Source organism: Nostoc sp. (genome assembly GCF_036917095.1).
In the GTDB taxonomy this organism is placed as follows: Bacteria; Cyanobacteriota; Cyanobacteriia; order Cyanobacteriales; family Nostocaceae; genus Nostoc.
Genome location: NZ_JBALFH010000058.1, coordinates 1 through 18,801, shown reverse-complemented (window position 1 = coordinate 18,801; position 18,801 = coordinate 1). Strand labels below are relative to the sequence as shown.

At 43.6% G+C, this 18,801-nt stretch carries 12 protein-coding genes and 3 pseudogenes; 8 read left to right on the top strand and 7 right to left on the bottom strand.

Annotated features, from left to right (window positions below; all coding sequences use genetic code 11):
- Positions 1-23: 23 nt before the first annotated feature.
- The 4 genes from V7L01_RS34320 (at position 24) to V7L01_RS34305 (ending at position 5,594) form a co-directional block, all read left to right on the top strand.
- Positions 24-2,147 carry a tetratricopeptide repeat protein gene (locus V7L01_RS34320; protein ID WP_335042797.1) on the top strand — a complete coding sequence of 708 codons (2,124 nt, stop codon included), beginning with the start codon at positions 24-26 and terminating at the stop codon, positions 2,145-2,147.
- Positions 2,144-3,373, top strand: coding sequence for a tetratricopeptide repeat protein (locus V7L01_RS34315; protein WP_335042796.1), 1,230 nt, complete (start codon positions 2,144-2,146; stop codon positions 3,371-3,373). The genes V7L01_RS34320 and V7L01_RS34315 overlap by 4 nt, the downstream gene beginning before the upstream one ends.
- 115 nt (positions 3,374-3,488) lie before the next feature.
- On the top strand, positions 3,489-4,553 hold the full coding sequence (locus tag V7L01_RS34310; protein WP_335042795.1) for a tetratricopeptide repeat protein: 1,065 nt from the start codon (positions 3,489-3,491) through the stop codon (positions 4,551-4,553).
- 465 nt (positions 4,554-5,018) lie between these two features.
- Positions 5,019-5,594, top strand: coding sequence for a tetratricopeptide repeat protein (locus tag V7L01_RS34305; RefSeq protein ID WP_335042807.1), 576 nt, complete (start codon positions 5,019-5,021; stop codon positions 5,592-5,594).
- A gap of 881 nt (positions 5,595-6,475) precedes the next feature.
- On the opposite strand, the pseudogene V7L01_RS34300 reads toward V7L01_RS34305, so the two are convergent.
- The 5 genes and pseudogenes from V7L01_RS34300 to V7L01_RS34280 all read right to left on the bottom strand — a co-directional run.
- Positions 6,476-7,288 (bottom strand): annotated as a pseudogene (locus V7L01_RS34300) (cyanophycinase); the annotation flags it as partial.
- Positions 7,289-7,363: 75 nt separating this feature from the next.
- Positions 7,364-8,131, bottom strand: a pseudogene (locus V7L01_RS34295) (cyanophycinase); the annotation flags it as partial.
- Between the two features lie 469 nt (positions 8,132-8,600).
- A complete protein-coding gene (locus tag V7L01_RS34290) occupies positions 8,601-10,583 on the bottom strand; it encodes a 5'-methylthioadenosine/S-adenosylhomocysteine nucleosidase family protein (protein ID WP_334727137.1) in 1,983 nt (660 codons plus the stop codon).
- Positions 10,583-12,634 (bottom strand): hypothetical protein, encoded by a 2,052-nt coding sequence (locus V7L01_RS34285; RefSeq protein WP_335042794.1) that lies wholly within the window; start codon positions 12,632-12,634, stop codon positions 10,583-10,585. Before V7L01_RS34285 ends, V7L01_RS34290 begins: the two co-directional genes overlap by 1 nt.
- Positions 12,597-13,547: an AAA family ATPase gene (locus V7L01_RS34280; protein ID WP_335042793.1), complete on the bottom strand. Its 951-nt coding sequence runs from the start codon at positions 13,545-13,547 to the stop codon at positions 12,597-12,599. Before V7L01_RS34280 ends, V7L01_RS34285 begins: the two co-directional genes overlap by 38 nt.
- A gap of 423 nt (positions 13,548-13,970) precedes the next feature.
- On the opposite strand from V7L01_RS34280, the gene V7L01_RS34275 reads away from it, so the two are divergent.
- The 3 genes from V7L01_RS34275 (at position 13,971) to V7L01_RS34265 (ending at position 17,071) form a co-directional block, all read left to right on the top strand.
- A complete protein-coding gene (locus tag V7L01_RS34275) occupies positions 13,971-15,176 on the top strand; it encodes an AIPR family protein (RefSeq protein ID WP_335042792.1) in 1,206 nt (401 codons plus the stop codon).
- 312 nt (positions 15,177-15,488) lie between these two features.
- The gene (locus V7L01_RS34270; RefSeq protein WP_335042791.1) at positions 15,489-15,641 is read left to right on the top strand and encodes a hypothetical protein; all 153 of its coding nucleotides are present in this window, start codon (positions 15,489-15,491) and stop codon (positions 15,639-15,641) included.
- A gap of 362 nt (positions 15,642-16,003) precedes the next feature.
- A complete protein-coding gene (locus V7L01_RS34265; RefSeq protein ID WP_335042790.1) occupies positions 16,004-17,071 on the top strand; it encodes a tyrosine-type recombinase/integrase in 1,068 nt (355 codons plus the stop codon).
- A gap of 89 nt (positions 17,072-17,160) precedes the next feature.
- Here V7L01_RS34265 and V7L01_RS34260 read toward each other — a convergent pair whose 3' ends face one another.
- Together V7L01_RS34260 and V7L01_RS34255 are read right to left on the bottom strand one after the other, a co-directional pair.
- Positions 17,161-17,715, bottom strand: coding sequence for a hypothetical protein (locus V7L01_RS34260; RefSeq protein ID WP_335042789.1), 555 nt, complete (start codon positions 17,713-17,715; stop codon positions 17,161-17,163).
- A 459-nt stretch (positions 17,716-18,174) separates the two neighbouring features.
- Positions 18,175-18,300: a hypothetical protein gene (locus V7L01_RS34255; RefSeq protein WP_335042788.1), complete on the bottom strand. Its 126-nt coding sequence runs from the start codon at positions 18,298-18,300 to the stop codon at positions 18,175-18,177.
- A gap of 230 nt (positions 18,301-18,530) precedes the next feature.
- On the opposite strand from V7L01_RS34255, the pseudogene V7L01_RS34250 reads away from it, so the two are divergent.
- A pseudogene (locus tag V7L01_RS34250) lies at positions 18,531-18,801 on the top strand (hypothetical protein); the annotation flags it as partial.

Sequence of the window (18,801 nt, the reverse complement as noted above, 5' to 3'; positions counted from 1 at the left end):
TTCTATAAAAATGTTATGGAAGGATGCTCGAAAATCTTCTTCAAAACTTGGCTCAAGCTCAGAGTAATCAAAATCTTACAGCACAAGTAAGGATATTAATCAGATTAGGTAGTTTCTACTACTCAGAAGATCAATACAATCAAGCCCTAGATTACTATCAACAGAGTCTGGCAATTGCTCAAACTATTTCTGATCAACATTCACAGGCGATCGCCCTATTCAGTTTAGGCTGGGTTTATCAAAAACTAGAAGCTGAGGATGGGCAATACGAGCAAATGCTCGCCTCTCATCATCAGTGTTTGGAAATTGCCCAATCCATTAACGATCACTGGCTGATTGCGTCTTCTAGTATCAGTTTAGGACGCACCTACCTGGAAATGAAGCAGTACAACCAGGCAATTGAATATGTTCAGCAAGGACTAGCGATCGCCCAAGAAATTCACCACCTATCGCTGGAGTTGAACGCACTAGTTGGATTGCGGCAATCATATCAAGCTTTAGGACAAACAATTCCACTGACAGTTGCATCAGTCATACCTTCGGGACAATCGGTTCTAGCAGAGTTAGGAATCAATTCAGAAGACTTGAAGGTAAGCCGACACAACCCGCACCGAGTTCATTATCGAGCAGTAATCAACTGGCTCACCAAGTATCACCCGCCGCACGACACTCAGAATCTAGAACAGGTTAAAGGCTATCTGGAATCATTTTACCATTTGTGTGAAGCAGATAATTGGAAGGCAGCCAGCGCATTAATATCCGTTAACCTTAATACACCTACACTCGAAGAATTTCACAACCAACTAAAGACTTGGGGTTATTACACAGAGCAGGCTAAACTTTACGAAAACCTCTTGTTTAAGGTCGATCCAGCATGGGATACCGTTTGTTTGAACGGTTTAGCCAATGTTCGTACTGCCCGTGGAGACTATGCAGAAGCGATCGCCCTGCAACAACAACATGCAGAGATTGCCGCAGCGAATCAAGACTCACAATCACAGGGGTATGCGCTGGGAAATATTGGACTCAACTACTATTATTTGGGGCAATACACCAAAGCAATCGATTATCTCCAGCAAAGTTTAAACATTCTGCGACAACTCGAAGACTACCGGGCAGAGCAAATGTTCCTTGGCAATTTGGGGTTGGCATACTACGGGCTGGGAGATTATCAGCAAGCTGTTACCTGTCATCAACAAGCCTTAGAACTGGCACGAACTCATCAAAATCGCCGGGGAGAAGGAGAAGCCTTGGGTAATCTGGGCAATGCCTATGCAGGTTTGGGAGATTTTGTCAAAGCAATTGAGCATCATCAACAGCACTTGGCGATCGCTCGTGAGGTAGGCGATCGTCAGGCAGAAGGAAATGCGTTAGGCAACCTGGGTAATGCTTACCAGCATTTGGGTTATGCTGTTGAAGCTATTGAATATCACCAGTTGAGCCTGACCCTTGCCAGAGAACTTCAGGATCGACGAGGGCAGGCAGCTTCACTCTGTACGCTAGGCAACGCTTACTTCTCAGTGGGTAACTACTCCCAAGCAAATACCTGCTACTCTCAAAGCCTGCAAATTAGCCAGGAAATTCAAGACCGCAGATGTGAAAGTCAAGCACTTACAGGTTTAGGATTAATTGATGATGCTCAGGGTAACTATGAACAGGCAGTTGAGTATCATCAGCAAGCATTGAGGATTGCCCAAGAGATTGGCGATCGCGGTAGTGAAAGCACAATTTTGGGACATTTAGGCAATGCTTACCTGGGGCTGGAGGACTATACCAAAGCGATACAATGTCATCAGCAGAGTTTAGAAATTGCCTGGGAAACAAATGACCGCGACCAAGAACGTCTTGCCCTGGCAGGTCTAGGTGACACTGCCTTTTGTGTAGGGCAGTATGAACAGGCACTTGAGTTTTATCAACGAAGTCTGGAATTAGCCCAGGAACTGCAAAACCAACGGGGCGAAGCCACAATGCTGGGTAACTTGGGGACAACTTTGCTACAACTGGAGCAATACTCACAAGCCCAAAAGTATTTGCTCACAGCATTGGAAAAATCCAAAGCAATTCATTTCTTGGCAAATGAGGCATTGGTGCTGCGGAGTCTTGCAGAACTGCATCAAAAATTGGGAGAACTAAAACAAGCGAGATGAAAACCTATATTCTTGGTGTTGAAGCCACTTTAGAAGAAATTGGCGTTGATATATTAATAAAATTAAAAATTGTAAAAGCTTCTTGGAAACGTGCTCATTATAGAGCAATTGTTAATTGGCTTAAAAAATATACACCTTCAGAAAAAGCTTCTAATTTAGAAAAAGTGAAGGGTTATATCGAAGCATTTTATCACTGTTGTGAAGCCGAAGAATACGGTATAGCAAAAAACATTTTATCAGCCTGTCCAAACCCATCAACCCGAAATGAACTGCACACACAACTTGGTTTATGGGCTTATTATCAGCAACAGTTATGGATATATAATCAACTTCTTGAAGTGGCCTGCAATACTGATGATTTAGCACTTCAAGGAAATACTTTAGGTAATTTAGGGAATGTTTATCATCACTTGGGATATTATCGTCAAGCCCTAAAATATCATCAGGATTCTTTAGCTACTCACCAAAAAATTAATGATCGACTTGCTATAGTTCGTGATCTGGGAAATATAGGTCGTGCCTACAATTCTCTTAGTAATTATCCTGAAGCAATTAAATATCGTCAACTAGCCTTAGATATTTTTATTGAAATGAATAACCTTAAGGAAGCAGGAACTGCTTTAGGAGGTTTGGGAGCAATCTGCTATCATTTTAACAAACATGAACAAATGCTTCAATACAATCAAAAATATTTAGATATTTCCCGTCAAATCGAAGATTCTTTTGGAGAAGCATCTGCTCTTGGTAATTTGGGAGTTGCTTATGATTGTTTGGGCTATCCGCAAGAAGCAATTAATTATCATACAGACAGTTTGATAATTGCCCGCAAAATTGATGCCTCCAGTTTAGAAAGCACTGCTCTTGGTAATTTAGGAATTTTATATAGTAAATGCGGAGATTACGATCAAGCAATCAATTATCATCAACAACAATTATCTATCTCACGTAGGATTAGGTCTCGCCAAAGCGAAGCGAACGCATTAAGAAATATAGGCTTAAACTTGGTTAAAAAAGGAGAAATAACAGATGCTATAAAAAATCTTCAGTTAGCCTTAAATATTTTTCGTGAAACTAGCTCTAAGCACTATGAAGCTGATATCCTAGAAGACCTAGCAAGAATTTATTATGACATAAACCAACATATTTTAGCACAAGAGTATTTTGCTGATGCTGTATCTCTGTTCAAAGAATTAGGATTCCCTTCGCAAGAGAATGTCAAGAGCTAAAAATTTAGTTGGTAGATGCAGTATTGAATATGTAATTACCAATGATGAATAATTAGAGGACTAAGTAATAAATTATGAACGAATACTTCAATTTAAGTTTTGAGAACTGTTATGGATGAATAATCAAACTCTGCCACCCAGTCAACAACTCTGGAGCAATATTCAACCAAATCTAGAACAACAAAAGGTTAATGCCTCCCGGTCAGTCTTAGCTCACCATCGTGCAGTCAAAAACTGGTTAACTCAGTATCAACCTCATGAGAATTCATCAAACTTAGAAAAGGTACGCGGTTATCTAGAAGCATTCCATCATCTTTGTCAAGTCAATAGCTGGCAACTAGCCAGCAGAATTTTGGAGGTAAAGCTTCAAGACAACATAGCTGAGGAATTACATAATCAACTTTTTATATGGAGCTATTTTCAGGAGCAGATTACCCTATATAAAGCTTTGCTTCACAAGGTTAGTGTTGTAGTTGATGCTAACTGCTTCCTCGCATTGGGCAATATTTATGCTGTTCTTGGTGACATTGATCTAGCTGCTCAATTCTACGGAAAATACTTGAACATTACAAGAACTATTCATGATTTGGAAGGGGAAGCCAAGGCGCTTGTCAGCTTGGGTAATTTATATGACAAATTGGGTAAATATAAAGATGCCATTGAGTTACACGAACAAAGCCTGAAAATTGCACAAGAGTTAGAGAGTAAAGAGGATGAAGGACGCGCCTTAGCTGCTCTCGGTAATGCCTACTTATCTTTAGGAAATTATAACGAGGCGCTCAAGCACTATCTCTCCAATGTAGAAATTAGTCAAGGCTTAAAAAATGACTATTCCCAAGTTTCTACTCTGGGTAATTTAAGTAGTGTTTATCGATTTATGGGAGATTATTATCAAGCCATCAAATATGCTGAACAACAACTTGAAATTGCTCAAAAATTTGCCGATCAATCAGGTCTTAGTTCAGCTTATGGGCATTTGAGTAGTAGCTATTATTATTTAAGTGATTATGATAAAGCCATAGAATATGCCCAAAAGCAAGTTGAAATCGCCCGTGCTATTGGAGAACAGGCTAGCATAGGCTCTGGGCTAAGTATGTTCGCAAATATTTATTATTCTCTTGGGGAATATCAACAAACTTTAGAAATCCTACAAGAAGTTTTTAATATCGCTGTGATTTGAACGATAATTTAGCCAAACGGTCACGAAATACTTCACTCTGTACTAGGACAACATATAGTTCAAAGCTATAAATGGAGTTCAAAAAACTCAAAACTTAATTACAGCAAGGAACATGGTCAAATAGTTCATTTGTACCGTACCGTGATGAGAGAGAAATAAAAATTCAGATTTCAGGCGATCGCTTTATCACTCAATTTTTGGCTAAACATATTTTTGAACCATATTGTATGCATTTTGAATTATATTTTGACCGAAATTTTAAAATTTTCGAATAAATTAGTGTGTCTTGCTCGGCATTTTTTACCAAGTCTAAAAATAAAACTTTTGGTCGTATTATAGTTCACATTTAAAACACGCGGACATAATTTGATTCATAAAGCTAAGTTATTGATTGGCTCAAAAGCTTGAAATTACGTTAACTTTTGGTCACGTTATGGTTCAAAATTTGGTCACGTAGGGGGTAAAATCACAATCGCGTGGGCTACCCATGATCGAGAGCTAGAAATTCAGGCATATGGTCTTTTAGGCAACATTCAATACTCGTTGGAAGAATACGACTTAGCCCTGAAGTATGTAAAACATAAACTAACCATTTCTCAAGATATTGGAGATAAGCATTCTGAATCAACTGCCCTGGGCGATCTAGGAAATATTTACTACATCACTGGAGATTACAGTCAATCAGTTGATTGCTCACAGAAGCAGCTCAAAATAGCTCGTGATATTGGTGCTCAGTGGAATGAAGGAATGGCATTGAACAATTTGGGAGATACCCTATCAAAGCTAGAACGTTATCTAGAAGCAGGAAATTATTTACAGTCAGCACGAGAAATTTTTGAAGAGCTAGGAGATTTAAATGCATTAGCTGCAACCCTCGTTAATTTGGCAGAACTGTACCAAAAATTGGGACAACTGGAGCAGGCAATGAAATACTGCAATGAGGCATTAGCGATCGCCACCGAGTTGAACATACCTCTGTTGCACAATTGTCAGGAGCAAGCAGCGCAACTGTCAGTTTCTACATTCCAAAGCAAGTCATAGAAAAGTATGAAAAGTGTTCTACCTTCCGGTGCATCAATTCTTGAACAAGTATCACCCCAAAAACGAAACTACTAATTTAGAACAAGTTCGTGGAGGGATAGAGGCATTTCATCATCTGTGCGATCTCATATAATTTATCTCGCAGCCACTATTAATCTTAATGTTACTTTTTATTTTTAATATTTAATAGTACTGTTTCGTTATTGTCTCGTCAGTTTCGCACCGGGAACTAGTCTAAAGTCCAGTCTGTAAGCGAGGCTCATGAATTGCCACTGTAATAGAATCTCCAGACCATCTCCTTAGCTTGATATAACTTCAATACGTGTTAGCGATTCTATAGAAATATCAGCATCCGTAAGCAGATCCATAATGTCATCATCAGAAAGCTCTGAGAACTCTACACTTTCTAAATCAGGTGTAACTGCGACCAATCCCTCCACATCTAAGGGATAGTACTCTTCTGCCATAAAGTAGTGATCGTTCCAATCATCAATTGAGATGCTTCTGTCTTCGTCAAGACTATAGTAGTCAGCTTTATAGATGAAGTACTGAAGTAAACATTCCACTTGAAGCTTAAAAGGGACAACAAGTTTTTCATTGTTGAAATACTCTATGCCAGAAACATCAAGGTCGAAGGTTTGTATTTCTCCGACTGCTTCCACTGTAGCTTGATTGTTATCATCAGGGATTTCATAGGACTCAACTTCCTTCCTATGAAGTACATTTACTAACTCTGACTCTATTGCCGATCTAATAGAAGATTCATTAGATGAAATTACCTCTGTAAGTCTTTGAAGGTAATCTAAGTTAGAGGGGCTACTCTGAAGTTGCTCAAACTTTTTAGAATTCTCTTCAATCTGAGCTTGATTATTGCCTGAAGAGATGGCTTTTCTATGATGTAAGTCATATCGATCACCGTGAGCGAGAATATGAACATGAAGATTATGAATACTGATAGGGTCATTTACAGTGATACTGTTCCAGTTATTATAAGACACCTCTGTTGGATCAATCACTGTCACCGAACCTTTACCAATCACCTGGAAAAAATTAGCGTTCTCCAATATAACGCAGGTATCTTCGTCTATACCAATCCCCAATTTATCAGGGTATGCAGCAACCGCATTGATTAGGCGAGATATGCGATTCCGGTTGTGAAAATGCTGATCCCAGATTACTTCTGGAACAATTCCTAATCCTGTTGCCAAATCGATCAAGGAGTGGCTAGGTGATTCCCCAGAACCACCTCCGGCAATCATGTATTGCCCAAGAACAGGTAGTCCCGCTGAAGTTGCTGCTAGAGTGATTTCTCCTAACTGTGTTCGTATCCGTATTCTTTCCAGAATTGGTGTATCTGCTAGTAAACCACAAAGTCTCAATTGATCACCACCTGTGATGAATACTCCTGTACAACTATTTAAATAAGCTAGCCAGTTTGGATCAGCACCTTGTTCTCGTTCTCCAATATCAATAATTTCAATTGATTTTGCACCCATATCCTCAAAGAGATTACGGTAGCGTCCACCAATTATAATAGGTTCACGAGAAGCTGACGGGATGATGGCAATCCGTGCTTCAGAACCTCCAGAACGCTTCAAGAAAGTTTGCAGGATAAGACGGTTATGCACCTTATCTTCTGCACCGCCGATAGCCATGATGGCAGGAGAGGTTAAATCTTGTTGAGACTGCTGCACTCTTCGTGTTGAAAAACCTGGAGAAGAAACAACTGCTTCAAGAGATCTAGCTTTACTATTTGCAAAAACTGGCAAACGTCTATGTATGTCGTAACAATGGCCATTAGTAAGAATATGCACTCGCAGATTGTGAATACTAAATGGCTCAGAAATATCGGCACTACTAGAGTTTGTATATGAGATTCCACTTGGATCAATGACAGTCACTGCACCCTTTCCAATCACTTGAAATGTTTGACTGCTCTCAATAACTGCACAAGTGTCTTCATCAATACCAATCCCAAGCTTATCCGGATGTATAGCGATTGCGCTAAGCAACCGTGCCATTCGGTTGGTATTGAAAAAATGTTGATCGAACAACACTTCTGGAACAATTCCTAATCCTGTTGCCAAATCGATCAAGGAGTGGCTAGGTGATTCCCCAGAACCACCTCCGGCAATCATGTATTGCCCAAGAACAGGTAGTCCCGCTGAAGTTGCTGCTAGAGTGATTTCTCCTAACTGTGTTCGTATCCGTATTCTTTCCAGAATTGGTGTATCTGCTAGTAAACCACAAAGTCTCAATTGATCACCACCTGTGATGAATACTCCTGTACAACTATTTAAATAAGCTAGCCAGTTTGGATCAGCACCTTGTTCTCGTTCTCCAATATCAATAATTTCAATTGATTTTGCACCCATATCCTCAAAGAGATTACGGTAGCGTCCACCAATTATAATAGGTTCACGAGAAGCTGACGGGATGATGGCAATCCGTGCTTCAGCACCTCCAGAACACTCAAAGAAAGTACGAAGAATAAGACGGTTATGTATTTTATCCTCTGCCCCACCAATAGCCATGATAGCAGTTGTGGTTAGTAAAGCATGATTCTGCTGAAATGATTGAAACCTATGAGATTTGTCATATTGAAATGTTTTCAATTCTGTTATTATTTCGCTACTATCAGAAGTCAAACCTTGATACTTTATAATACTGATAGATTCGAGCTTGAGGGATTTGATTAATACCCCCCATTTATTGACTAGCGTTACTCTAATTTCTCCAGTAGTCTCTCGGCAAAACGCTGTCAGCAAGAACTTAGCTTCACCATAACTCCCACCGAAGCGATGCAGAACAACAACAGGTTCTCCAACAGGTTTGCTGCTGAATAAATCAGTATCTACACTGCAATAAATTGGGTACTCTTCCTCATCGTACTGCCATTCAAAATTCTCCTCCGGTTGCAGATCGATCGTCATTAAATAGGTTTTCCCAACCTGCGCTTCACGCGGATAAGTAATTATGGGCTTCACAGCGATCGCTCTTGATAAATCAGTCATTGGATTCACCCTCCGCAGGAGTCAGTTGCAATCTGGTCATCGGATTGCCATAGTAGACGTGCAAAAACGTTGCCAAATAAGCCGCACAGGTGTTTTCATTCACCTCATTTTCCAACGCTTCCCACACTTGTTCACGTAATCGTCGCAAAATTTCAGGAACCGTCCACTCAGGATGTTGCTCATGTTCATCTGAGAATTGATCCACGACCTCTTTAGCTCTTGTGCGATCAACCCGTCTCAACGTCCCCACAATGCCCTTTGCCCCATATTCCAAAAAATTAGTCAATAGCGTCCGATGAGTCAAGCCGATCGCAGCATCCAGATTAAGCTGTCCGCTAATAAACACAATACTGGTGCCACCCTTAAATAGCTTCGAGCGTTTAATGTACGCGGTTGGGCTACTCTTCAACGGTTCCTCAACGCTAAACCCATCAATAAACACCAGCCCAAACTCCGCCGCTGGTTTTTGCATCTGGCTCAAGAACTCTTGAAATACTGAAAACTGCTGGCGTTGATACCGCTGCCATCCCCCATATTCCGCATGAGCATAGACCAGAACTCCACCCCCACAGCAAGGATTCACGGATATTGTCTCTGCCTCGATCTGCCTCTGCCGAACTGTTTGAAATGCAACCCCCACAGGTTTCTTCCCTGACTCCAGCAACTCCCACGGAATCTCAAACTCGGTGCGTTCATCGATCATCAAACACGGAACCCGATCCGGCGAGTTATTTTGCTGCTGGTAAAGCCACACCATAAGTTTACCTGCAAGGCCGTCAACTGATTTATTAACCCCTGCGTTGTAGTCATCGATTGTACTCAACAAATTATCAGCAGTCAGATTGCTGTCTATCTGCTGATATAAGTTCATGAGCGATCGATCAAACTGTCCTCGGTTGGCAAACGTCCTTTTCCCATGATGGGCATGAACGTAATACTGATTCTCTTCCATCAGTTCCTGCACATTCAGGCTGATCATGCCTTCTGGCAAAGTGCTGTCAAATGCTACTTGTGCTGTGGTTTGATACACTTCAGATCGCTCAGTTACCCTCTCGCCATCCAGTTTCGCCAGCAAGGTAAACGCAAATGCACTGGCATGACGGGCTGCTTTCTCTTGACGAATTTGTTCCGGTTCTAATGAATCGTCATTCTTGCCATCAATCAGATCCGAGATTCCCCGAATTACCATCGCTGAAACGTTTTTAACTTGCTGGGTTGCTTTGAGAAACCCAAATCCTTCCATTTCTACCGCGATCGCGTCGTCATAATACTCTCGCAAATACTCATAAACCTCAGCCTTGCGCGATGCAATCACTTTTTCCCCTGCCGCAATCGGCTTGACATAAACGCTGGAGGTTGTTTCAGAAGACGTTGCACCTGAACAAATTTGTTCTCGCCAATCATTCTTCCGGGCTTCTGCCTGTGCCCGTTGTTTGAGGTCATAATCGGCTTCTCCCAGCTTTGGTCGGGGTAAGGTGCGATCGTCGATGAGTTTGCCACATTCGTAACCATAAACCACCGATGCAGCCACCACATCGCCAATCTTCACATCTTTGATTCCTCCTGCAACACCCACAAATAAAATGACTCTGGGCTGAAAGCGCTCAATAGCACGAACCGCTTCCATTGCTGCACTGGCATTGCCCATGTCGATCTGGGCGATCGCCACATTCCAATTGCAGTTGTGAGCTTTGAATTGCCCCTGCGTATAAATTGTGCCATTCGGGTGAATCTCTTCTGACAGGCGAGTGGATTGCCCAAGCGGTTTGAGGTGGGCTTCAACCGCTTTATGCTCTAGGTCTAATGCGGTCAAAATAACTGCCCAATCGGTTGCCGTTCCACCTTCCATTCCTTCATACATTGCAGACACAGGCTGTTTAGGATCTTCCGCTTGTACCATCGCAGCAGGCAACGCACCCGTTTGTCGGACGCTGCTGCTACTCTGTGCGATCAACTGGCGAAAACTCCCAGACATTACTCATCCACCTCCCAAGCTTTTAGAGATGGAATCTCTGCGATCTTTGCCCCCAACGCTTGCGCCAGCTTCACGGGTAAATCCGCATAATACTTTGGTTGAGGATTTAGCACTACAGACTCTACCCCTTTCAAAGCCTCAATCTGTCGAGCTACCTGCAAAGCATCTTCAATCCCCCGCTTCCCAACCGGAGGAACCACCCGACCCGCTCGACTGGCTTCTAACGGAACATTCCCGCGCCCATCACTAATCACCACCAACACTGCTTGTTTTACTGCACTTGGTCCATGATGCAAGGCATGACGTAATGTCTGTAACGCCAGATCCAGTCCATGCGCCAGGGGTGTCGCTTTGCCTCGATCTACTTCCAGTCGGCTCTGAATGCGAGGCACCAAAATATTGTTTGCTTCTCGCTTCTCTGCGCGTAATTCATCCTCGGCATCAATCCCTCCCACCTGCACTAGGCAAATAGTCGCCCGTTCCACATACGCCCATTGCAGGTAAGGAAGTAACGTCTCCTGCCAATTACACTCCGGTAAACAGGTATAATCTAATACCAATGCTAGCATTTGCTCTGGCACTATCGCTCGTCGATACCGCCGCAAATCACTAGATTGCAGAATCAGTGGCTCGTGACCATTCTCATTCCGTTTTAAAAGTAGGTGCCGTACCCACTCCGGAGGAGTCTGCTTTTCTAAAAGAGCTTTCCACCGTAACTTCTGGTACTTGGCAGACTCCAATAAAGTATTAACCAATGCCAGATCCTGCGGAATAGTTGCAGGCTCAACCCCAATAATGGCTCCCCGTCCTGATGTTGCTGACTTAAACCGACGGGTAGGCCACCGCAGAGACCCCGCTTCTCGCTCAGGTTCTACCGTATCTTCAGGATAGGGGTTAAAAATTTTTTGACCCATTGGTAACGGAGTGGATAGTAAAGTTTTGGTCGTATCTGACTCAAAAACAGGCTCGTGCTGAATTGATGGGGGAGCAGATTCAGACCCTGGTAGATTAGACCAATCAAATTCTTGACGTGATCGCTTGGATTGAGCATCATCTGCTCCTGTGTCAGGTTTTACATCATTAGCTAGTGGCTTCTCAGGCAGTTTCGGCTTTGGGGATAACCCAATCATCTCTGCCGCACGCTCGACATCTTCTCGGTTTACTTGTGCTGCTCCCTCCAATTGGGCATGAACCCTTGCCAATCGCAGCAACGCCAAATCTCGTCGAGTACTGTATCCATCCGTTGTTTCTAAATAATCCAGCACCCGTTCTCGCGCTTGTGGTAAAACTTTTGGATAGGAATGCTTCACCTGCTGAAGACAACTGACTATCTCCGGTGACAATAGAGGAATATCCACCCCCATCCAATCGGGCGTTGGCGCTGCCTTCTCAAAGAGAAATCGCTCCTGTTCTAACCAAGCCCGCAGTTGGGCAATGCGCTGCTCTGAATTCTGAGATTCCCCTCCGCTCAACCGCAACGCAAATCGATCCAGCAAATGGTTTGATACCGCCCCTATTCGCTTATGATCACAGCCAGCTAACCAATACAACTGCGGTTGCCAGCGATCGCGTTGTCCATGCCGCTCCAGATGTGCCACCTCTGACCCCATCAACATCACACAGGCTCGATTCGCCGCCAAGCCCAGCCGAGTCATATCTGGGATCATGACAATGCGAGTTTCCTGATCTCGTCCTGTTGCCAGCAAGCCGGATCGCCAAACAACCGATCTGGAAGACACCTCCTGCCCCAGCGTCAAACTCCCCCACAATTCCTCTTCTGTCTCAACCGCTCCAATCTGAACTGTCACAATCCGATGTTTAGTTCCTGATTTCGATTCTGGCAGAGAGACTATTTCTCCTCCTGTAACAGCCGCGATCATTTGAGCTAATAGCCCAGCCATCACTTGCAGCGTAGCCGGAGAGGCATCAAACACCAAAATACTTCGCAGTCCAGGATGCAGGGCTGCACATGCTAACCCCCTGATCAATGGATTCTGAAGGTCTGCGATCGCCTCACTCATTGCCCAGAACCTGCTCCAACTTAGCTTCATCCTGTTTACCCCAGGTTGTTTCCTGGCTTTGCTCCATTCCCAATCGACGGTGCTGGAAAGCCAATGGCGCAATGACCTTCAAATCTTGATTGGTAACCTCTGCACGATTATGGAGTGCTGCATAAGCACGAGCAGCCATTGCCAAAACACGCTCTCCCCGATTTCCCTCAACCTGAAATACCTCCGCTAGAGCGACACATTGCTTCAGCGCTTTCTCTAAATTCACATCACGAAACTTTTCTTTAGCCTGCTTTAATTCACCAAATTTCCGAGCATTAGCCGCTTCAGCCTGCTCTAAAAACTTTGAGTTGCCAGTTTCCTTCTGCCTCGCCCACTCGTCCTCAAATTTCAAGACATTCTCAAGAATAGCCAGACGTTCCTCCTTGGTGGTTGCTGTAGTGACATTCACCATCAAGCCAAAACGATCTAGCAATTGTGGACGTAATCCGCCCTCTTCCGGGTTCATCGTACCAACCAGCGTAAAAAACACGTCATCACGAATACTTTGTCCATCCCGTTGCACCTCCAGTTTCCCAGTCGAAGTCACATCCAAAATAATGTTAACGATGTGGTCATCCAGCAAATTAACTTCATCGACATACAGCAACTTTCCCTTTGCCTCAACCAGTAAGCCATCTTTCCACTTGGCATCACTCTGCATCAGCTTGTCCACATCCAATCCACCAACCACCCGATCCTCAGTCGCGTTAATTGGCAGGGTTACAGGTAGATCGCCATACATCATCATCGAGAATGCCCGCACAGCAGTAGATTTTCCTGTACCCCGCTGTCCACTAATCAGAACTCCTCCTAGCCGAGGAGCAATGTAGGCAAGTTCCAATGCCAACTTGAGTTGCTCTTGCCCTACAATCAAGCTGTAGGGCATAATTTGAATCTCTGATGCCGTTTTCACAAGCCTACCTCATCAATAAAAAATGGCATCTACCATTACACGAGAACTAAATAATAACCTTTATATACAAGTTACTTAACTGATTTTACTAGTATCTCTGCTCGTTGGGCTTAAACTTCCATAACTATGTTCCTGATACCCTGATGGGTTCCCCATAGCTCGACATCATACAGTTGGCCATCAACAAACCGAAAGGGATTTTGACACTAGAGATGGCGGCGGATGATTGAAAATGCCCCTGCTCCAAAAAACATTAGCAGCAGAAGTTAAATAATTACGCATAAGGCAGGATAAACCTGTCGGCATCGCTAGCCGCAGCCGCGATCGCATTTAGACAAAATTACAAAATATAATCTTTAAGCGTTCGCTTCTTCCCACGAGAAGAATAATTGAGAATGTATCGCTTTGATGTAGAAACCACCCATGCCGAAAAACTGGATTATTAAAGTAGACAACTATTTCCATGCAAACCCCAATTGCATCATCGCCACCGCCCATGTGGACACGTTTCCCACAAACCTACCCCTAGAACCCAACATCCGAGAACCTAACCGCAAAAGTGCGACATACCGACAAATCTTTGACTCTGTGACGACTCAACCAGAAAAATTCTTCTCTCGTCACAGTGGAATCGTTCTGTCAGCGAATAAAGTTAAACCTAGCAAAAACAAAACCGAACTGGAGCTAGAAGTCTTAGAAGCTAGCGAGGGGGGTAGCGATGGCATTATCAATGGAGGTCACACAGTTTTAGCGTTTGAGCAAGCTAAAAATTACAAATATGACCTAACCCAAGCCAGAGTCAAAGTTACCATCCACATCGGCCTCCAGGAAGAGGAGGCTAAAGATATAGCCCTCGCCTCAAATACCACATCGCCAGTGGATTCTCGCTCCAAAGTCAACGCTAGGGGAGATTACAAATTTATCAAGCAGTATTTAGCCCAGTTAGAAAGAGCAGAAGATAGAAAATTTAGAATAGCCTATTACCAAAACCAAAGCGGCGCTCCTAGAAATGCCCAGTGTAATGTTAACCACTTGTTCAAGCTGATCAACTGCCTCGACAGAAATAGATACAATCCCGACGGCAATAAACGAAGCAAGCACCCTACAGGTACGAACACCCCAAGCCAAATCACAGACACTGAGAGGGAAAGATTAACTCTTCTATTGCCTCTACTTCCCAAAGCTCTGTGGATTGAGCAAAGACTGTACGAAATCATCCAAGAACATATCAGCAACCCCAGAAGAAAGGGTGTCAATGATTTAGCATCAATTGATACACGCAAAAGTACCCTGCTCCCCGACAGCAAGTACTCGTTTGGGTTTGGTGCGCCAACTGACCTGGCACTACCCATAATTGCATCCTATCGGGTATTCCTAGACCAAGACTATAACTGGATTATTCCTTTTGACGAATTCGCCGAAAACTTTCTCCAACACCTGTGGGTTAACTATTACCGTAAATACTTGATATCGGAGAAAACAGCAGGAAATACAGTGGGGACTAAAATTTGTCGCAACTCAGAAATTTGGGAAAGTCTGTACATTTCGGCCCAAAGTTATCTCAATCAGCACTTGGTGAAAATTGTCAATTCCAGCAAGCATGAAGAATTAACGCTGACACCAAGCTAAAATGTCCACTTAACAATTAATTGTCATCTAAAAAGAGATTATAGGCATTTTCTAGAATGCCAGTCTCTAGGCAAAGCCTAATTGTGTTGCGATCGCCCACCGTAGGCGCTTTGTGCCATCGCAGCGCAAGGGATTTTAAAAATACAGGTTCTGTGGGTTGGTAATTACCGTCTACCCCTAAAACCTGTAGCCTTTACTAGAAAGGGATTTCCGAATTTCAATAACAAATTAGACTTGACACGATAGATTTTACGGCGTACCAAGGTAGGTAAATTGCGCTTTCACGAGAATTATCTGCACTTTATTGGTGCGATGGTCTCCGACCGACCAGAGGTCATCGCCACCGGAAAGGGCGGTTACGCCATCGCATCAATAAACAGTTGCTCCCGTTCATCTGCGGCGGTTTGGGAAGAAGCTATAGCACAAGCCTTGGTGGTCAGGACATTAACAGATGATAAAACTTAGACACAAAAAGACTTTTCACTCAGTCCCCAGTCCCCAGTCCCCAGTCCCCAGTCCCTTGCTATAACAGCATCAGCTTCCGGAACAAACACGGGCGGTGAATTAATTTCAGAATGTCTATGACAAGAGTAGTTTTAGATACTAAGCCTGATGAAGTCCCTTGCAAAGGAGTATCAGAAAACCGACTCGTGCGTTCACACAAGTTAACATTTCAATTAATTTGGCAAAACCCTTTTTGTTAGTAGTGAGTAGAGTAGCAAGGGGGAGTAGAATGAGACTAAAAATGTCTGGGAACAAACGTTATCGGACATTTTTTTCGGGCGGATAAACCCGCTTCATCCCGCGTATTATTTTGAGGCTGTGTGATGACGTTATCACGTACAGACGCAGGTGTAGATACAGAAGAATTAGGGGTGGCGATCGCTCAGTTATCACCGGAACAACTAGCGGTGATCAAAGCAACAGTCGAAGCGGTGGTACAGGCAACTGGCACACCCAAAATCACTGGGGCGGAAACTACCAGCGAACTGTTTTCTAGTTGGCTCACCAGTAGGGAGTCAGAGCAAACTGTGCGAGCATACCGAAATGACGTGATGCACTTTGTTCAGTGGCGACTAGGCATTGACTATCCAGACTTAGATAATTTAAACCTGCACACCACCACCAAAGAAGATGTGGACAATTACAAAGCCCACCTACTTAAAAAAGAGAAAACAGGGGAAATTGCTCGTGCTTCCGTCCGCCGTCGCCTTGCTTCCCTTAAAAGCTTTCTGCGCTACGCTTGCGATGTAGGCTACTTGCGGGCCAACCCTGCAATGTTGTTGAAAGTACCTCCGGAGCGCAAAAAGATTAAGGAGCGCACCCTGACTGAGACTGAGATTGAAATTCTATTCGATGCAGCTGCACAAGTTGTAGAACAAGCCCCCACTCCTCACAAAAAGATACAAGCGCAACGCAACCAACTAATTCTGGAGCTTTTTTACTACGGTGCTATTCGGGTAGGTGAGAGTGGTTTAACCTGGGCTACCATGCATTCAAATCAGTCCGGGCTACCTTACATTAAAGTGGTAGGCAAAGGAGACAAGGAGCGCGATGTTCCCATACCAATAGAACTTTACCAATACCTTTTGGCTAATCGACAACATGCTCCCAACAAAACCGAGCCGCTTTTCACAAGCCAAAAAACGGGTGAACCCATTTGCGATCGCCACATCCGCCGCATCATCAAATCCATTGCCGAAGTAGCAGGGTTAAGTCGCATCCCCTCCCCACACTGGTTACGGCACAGCCACGCTACCCATGCTGCTAAAAACACGCCTATTCACATCATCACCAAAACGCTGGGACACTCGTCAGGGAAAATCACGATAGACAACTATCTACACGTGGGTGAAGATGAAGCTAGCTCTCTTAATCTCAAACGATATCGCTGAGACTTTGTGAGACATGCCCCGATTAGAAATTAGCGGCGATCGCCACGTAGCCCATTGCGCCACGTAGCCCAGAAATGTGAACGCTTGCGTCACCTGAGCGGATGATACAGTTCGTCAAGAGCATTCCATTCCCAACCCACGCTCATTGGATCGCGGTTACGTGACCAACTCAAAAATTCTTTGGCGCTGAGTTTTTCTCTTTCAGCAATCAGGCTTTGGGGGCTAACACCGAGTCTTGGGGCAAGACTTTCGTTTGTCCTGGGTTGTAATTCAACTTGTGTTTGTTGGTATGGGTGCACTTGTCTTCGCGGTTTGTTGTTGCCCAATCTCCCAGAGGCGATCGCCCGTTCGATTAGCTCCAGCTTTTTGGTGATGGCTTCAAGTTTTGTTTCCACCGAGGAGCCTTGATCGGCAAGATGGGATTCCAGTTTCTCCAGCTTTTTCTCTAGCTGTTTGACTGATTTACTGCCTGCCGTTACATCGATATCATTATTGATATCAAATTTTATTAGTAATTCCTCTAAGGCTTGCAGCAAGGCAATTGTATGACCCTGCCTGTGTAGTTTTGATAGTCGCCGAACCACCTTAATTAGTGGAACGGGCACACGAATCATCTCGCTTGGTGGGGACTTTTGGTCAGGCATTTGATATCATTTTTGATATCGACATATTGATTGTAAAAGGTTTGGCGCAAAGCTATAATTTACTGAGTATTAATTGTGCCCATATTTTGAAAGATTGTTACATTTAGAAACAATCTGCTGTAGAGGAATAAAAAAGTTCAACAATAAATAATAAAGTCCAACAATTTCTGTTAGGTGCTTTACCCCGCTCCAGGCATCAGCATCCGTCTATAAATCGCTCGCTTGCCTGTACATCGCGCCCACGCTACGTTATTACTAGAGCGATGCGCCCACATTCTCTTAGCATCACTCTCCTAATTGTTCAACTTTTTATTTGAGTTTGGTGTCTCTGTGTTGAAAAAGTGGTAGATTGATGCCTTTTCCAGCCCCAAATTGTTCAACTTATTTTCACGGGACTTGCACCCAACCACGAAAAGTCAATGCTTTGAGAGACTAGAATTGTTGAACTTTTTTATATGCTTACATCTGCGGCGGAGGCGATCGCTTCCAGCAGGCGGTTACGCCATCGCACTTGCTATTTAGACCTGGCGTGTTGACCTTCAAAAGTAGTGTTGACGCACTTCCCCTCGCTGTCCGTATACTCATTACTCAGCACTCATTACTCCCTAGTGCCGATACATAAGCACACTATCCGAAAGAGATTGTCCCAGTTTAAGAAGTGAACTTAAGACATCACCTCATAATTTGGTTGAAATTCTAGTGTCCCTTTGCGTTGATTAGTTTCATAGGTGGGCTAGAACCAACAGAGTGTTCTGATTATTCTGTAACTAGCTAAAATTTTAACCATATAGGGGTAGAGCTACCAATGTAGGGAAATGACCGAACTATATAAGGCTGGAATCATTGAGGTAACAGAAGCAGAAGATGAAGATGAAGATTTATTTGAGGTTGCGGTGCATTTTGACGGCGATATTTTTCTTCCCAACGTCGTTTTTGAAGGCAAAGACCACGCATTGCGGCAAGCTAAAAAGCTTTATGATTGGCTAGAAGCTAATCCAAAAGAAATCAAGGGAGAGCAACTGCGTTGGCAATCATACACAGTTAATCGTGAATCTCTAAGAGAGTATCCAGCCTGCTATTTACCTT

Bases quoted from the DNA above. Each gene is read 5' to 3' on its own strand.
- V7L01_RS34290 (WP_334727137.1), bottom strand. From the start codon at position 10,583: ATGTCTGGGAGTTTTCGCCAGTTGATCGCACAGAGTAGCAGCAGCGTC.
- V7L01_RS34320 (WP_335042797.1), top strand. From the start codon at position 24: ATGCTCGAAAATCTTCTTCAAAACTTGGCTCAAGCTCAGAGTAATCAA.
- V7L01_RS34285 (WP_335042794.1), bottom strand. From the start codon at position 12,634: ATGAAGCTAAGTTGGAGCAGGTTCTGGGCAATGAGTGAGGCGATCGCA.
- V7L01_RS34275 (WP_335042792.1), top strand. From the start codon at position 13,971: ATGCCGAAAAACTGGATTATTAAAGTAGACAACTATTTCCATGCAAAC.
- V7L01_RS34260 (WP_335042789.1), bottom strand. From the start codon at position 17,715: ATGCCTGACCAAAAGTCCCCACCAAGCGAGATGATTCGTGTGCCCGTT.
- V7L01_RS34265 (WP_335042790.1), top strand. From the start codon at position 16,004: ATGACGTTATCACGTACAGACGCAGGTGTAGATACAGAAGAATTAGGG.
- V7L01_RS34315 (WP_335042796.1), top strand. From the start codon at position 2,144: ATGAAAACCTATATTCTTGGTGTTGAAGCCACTTTAGAAGAAATTGGC.
- V7L01_RS34310 (WP_335042795.1), top strand. From the start codon at position 3,489: ATGAATAATCAAACTCTGCCACCCAGTCAACAACTCTGGAGCAATATT.
- V7L01_RS34255 (WP_335042788.1), bottom strand. From the start codon at position 18,300: ATGAGTATACGGACAGCGAGGGGAAGTGCGTCAACACTACTTTTGAAG.
- V7L01_RS34270 (WP_335042791.1), top strand. From the start codon at position 15,489: ATGGTCTCCGACCGACCAGAGGTCATCGCCACCGGAAAGGGCGGTTAC.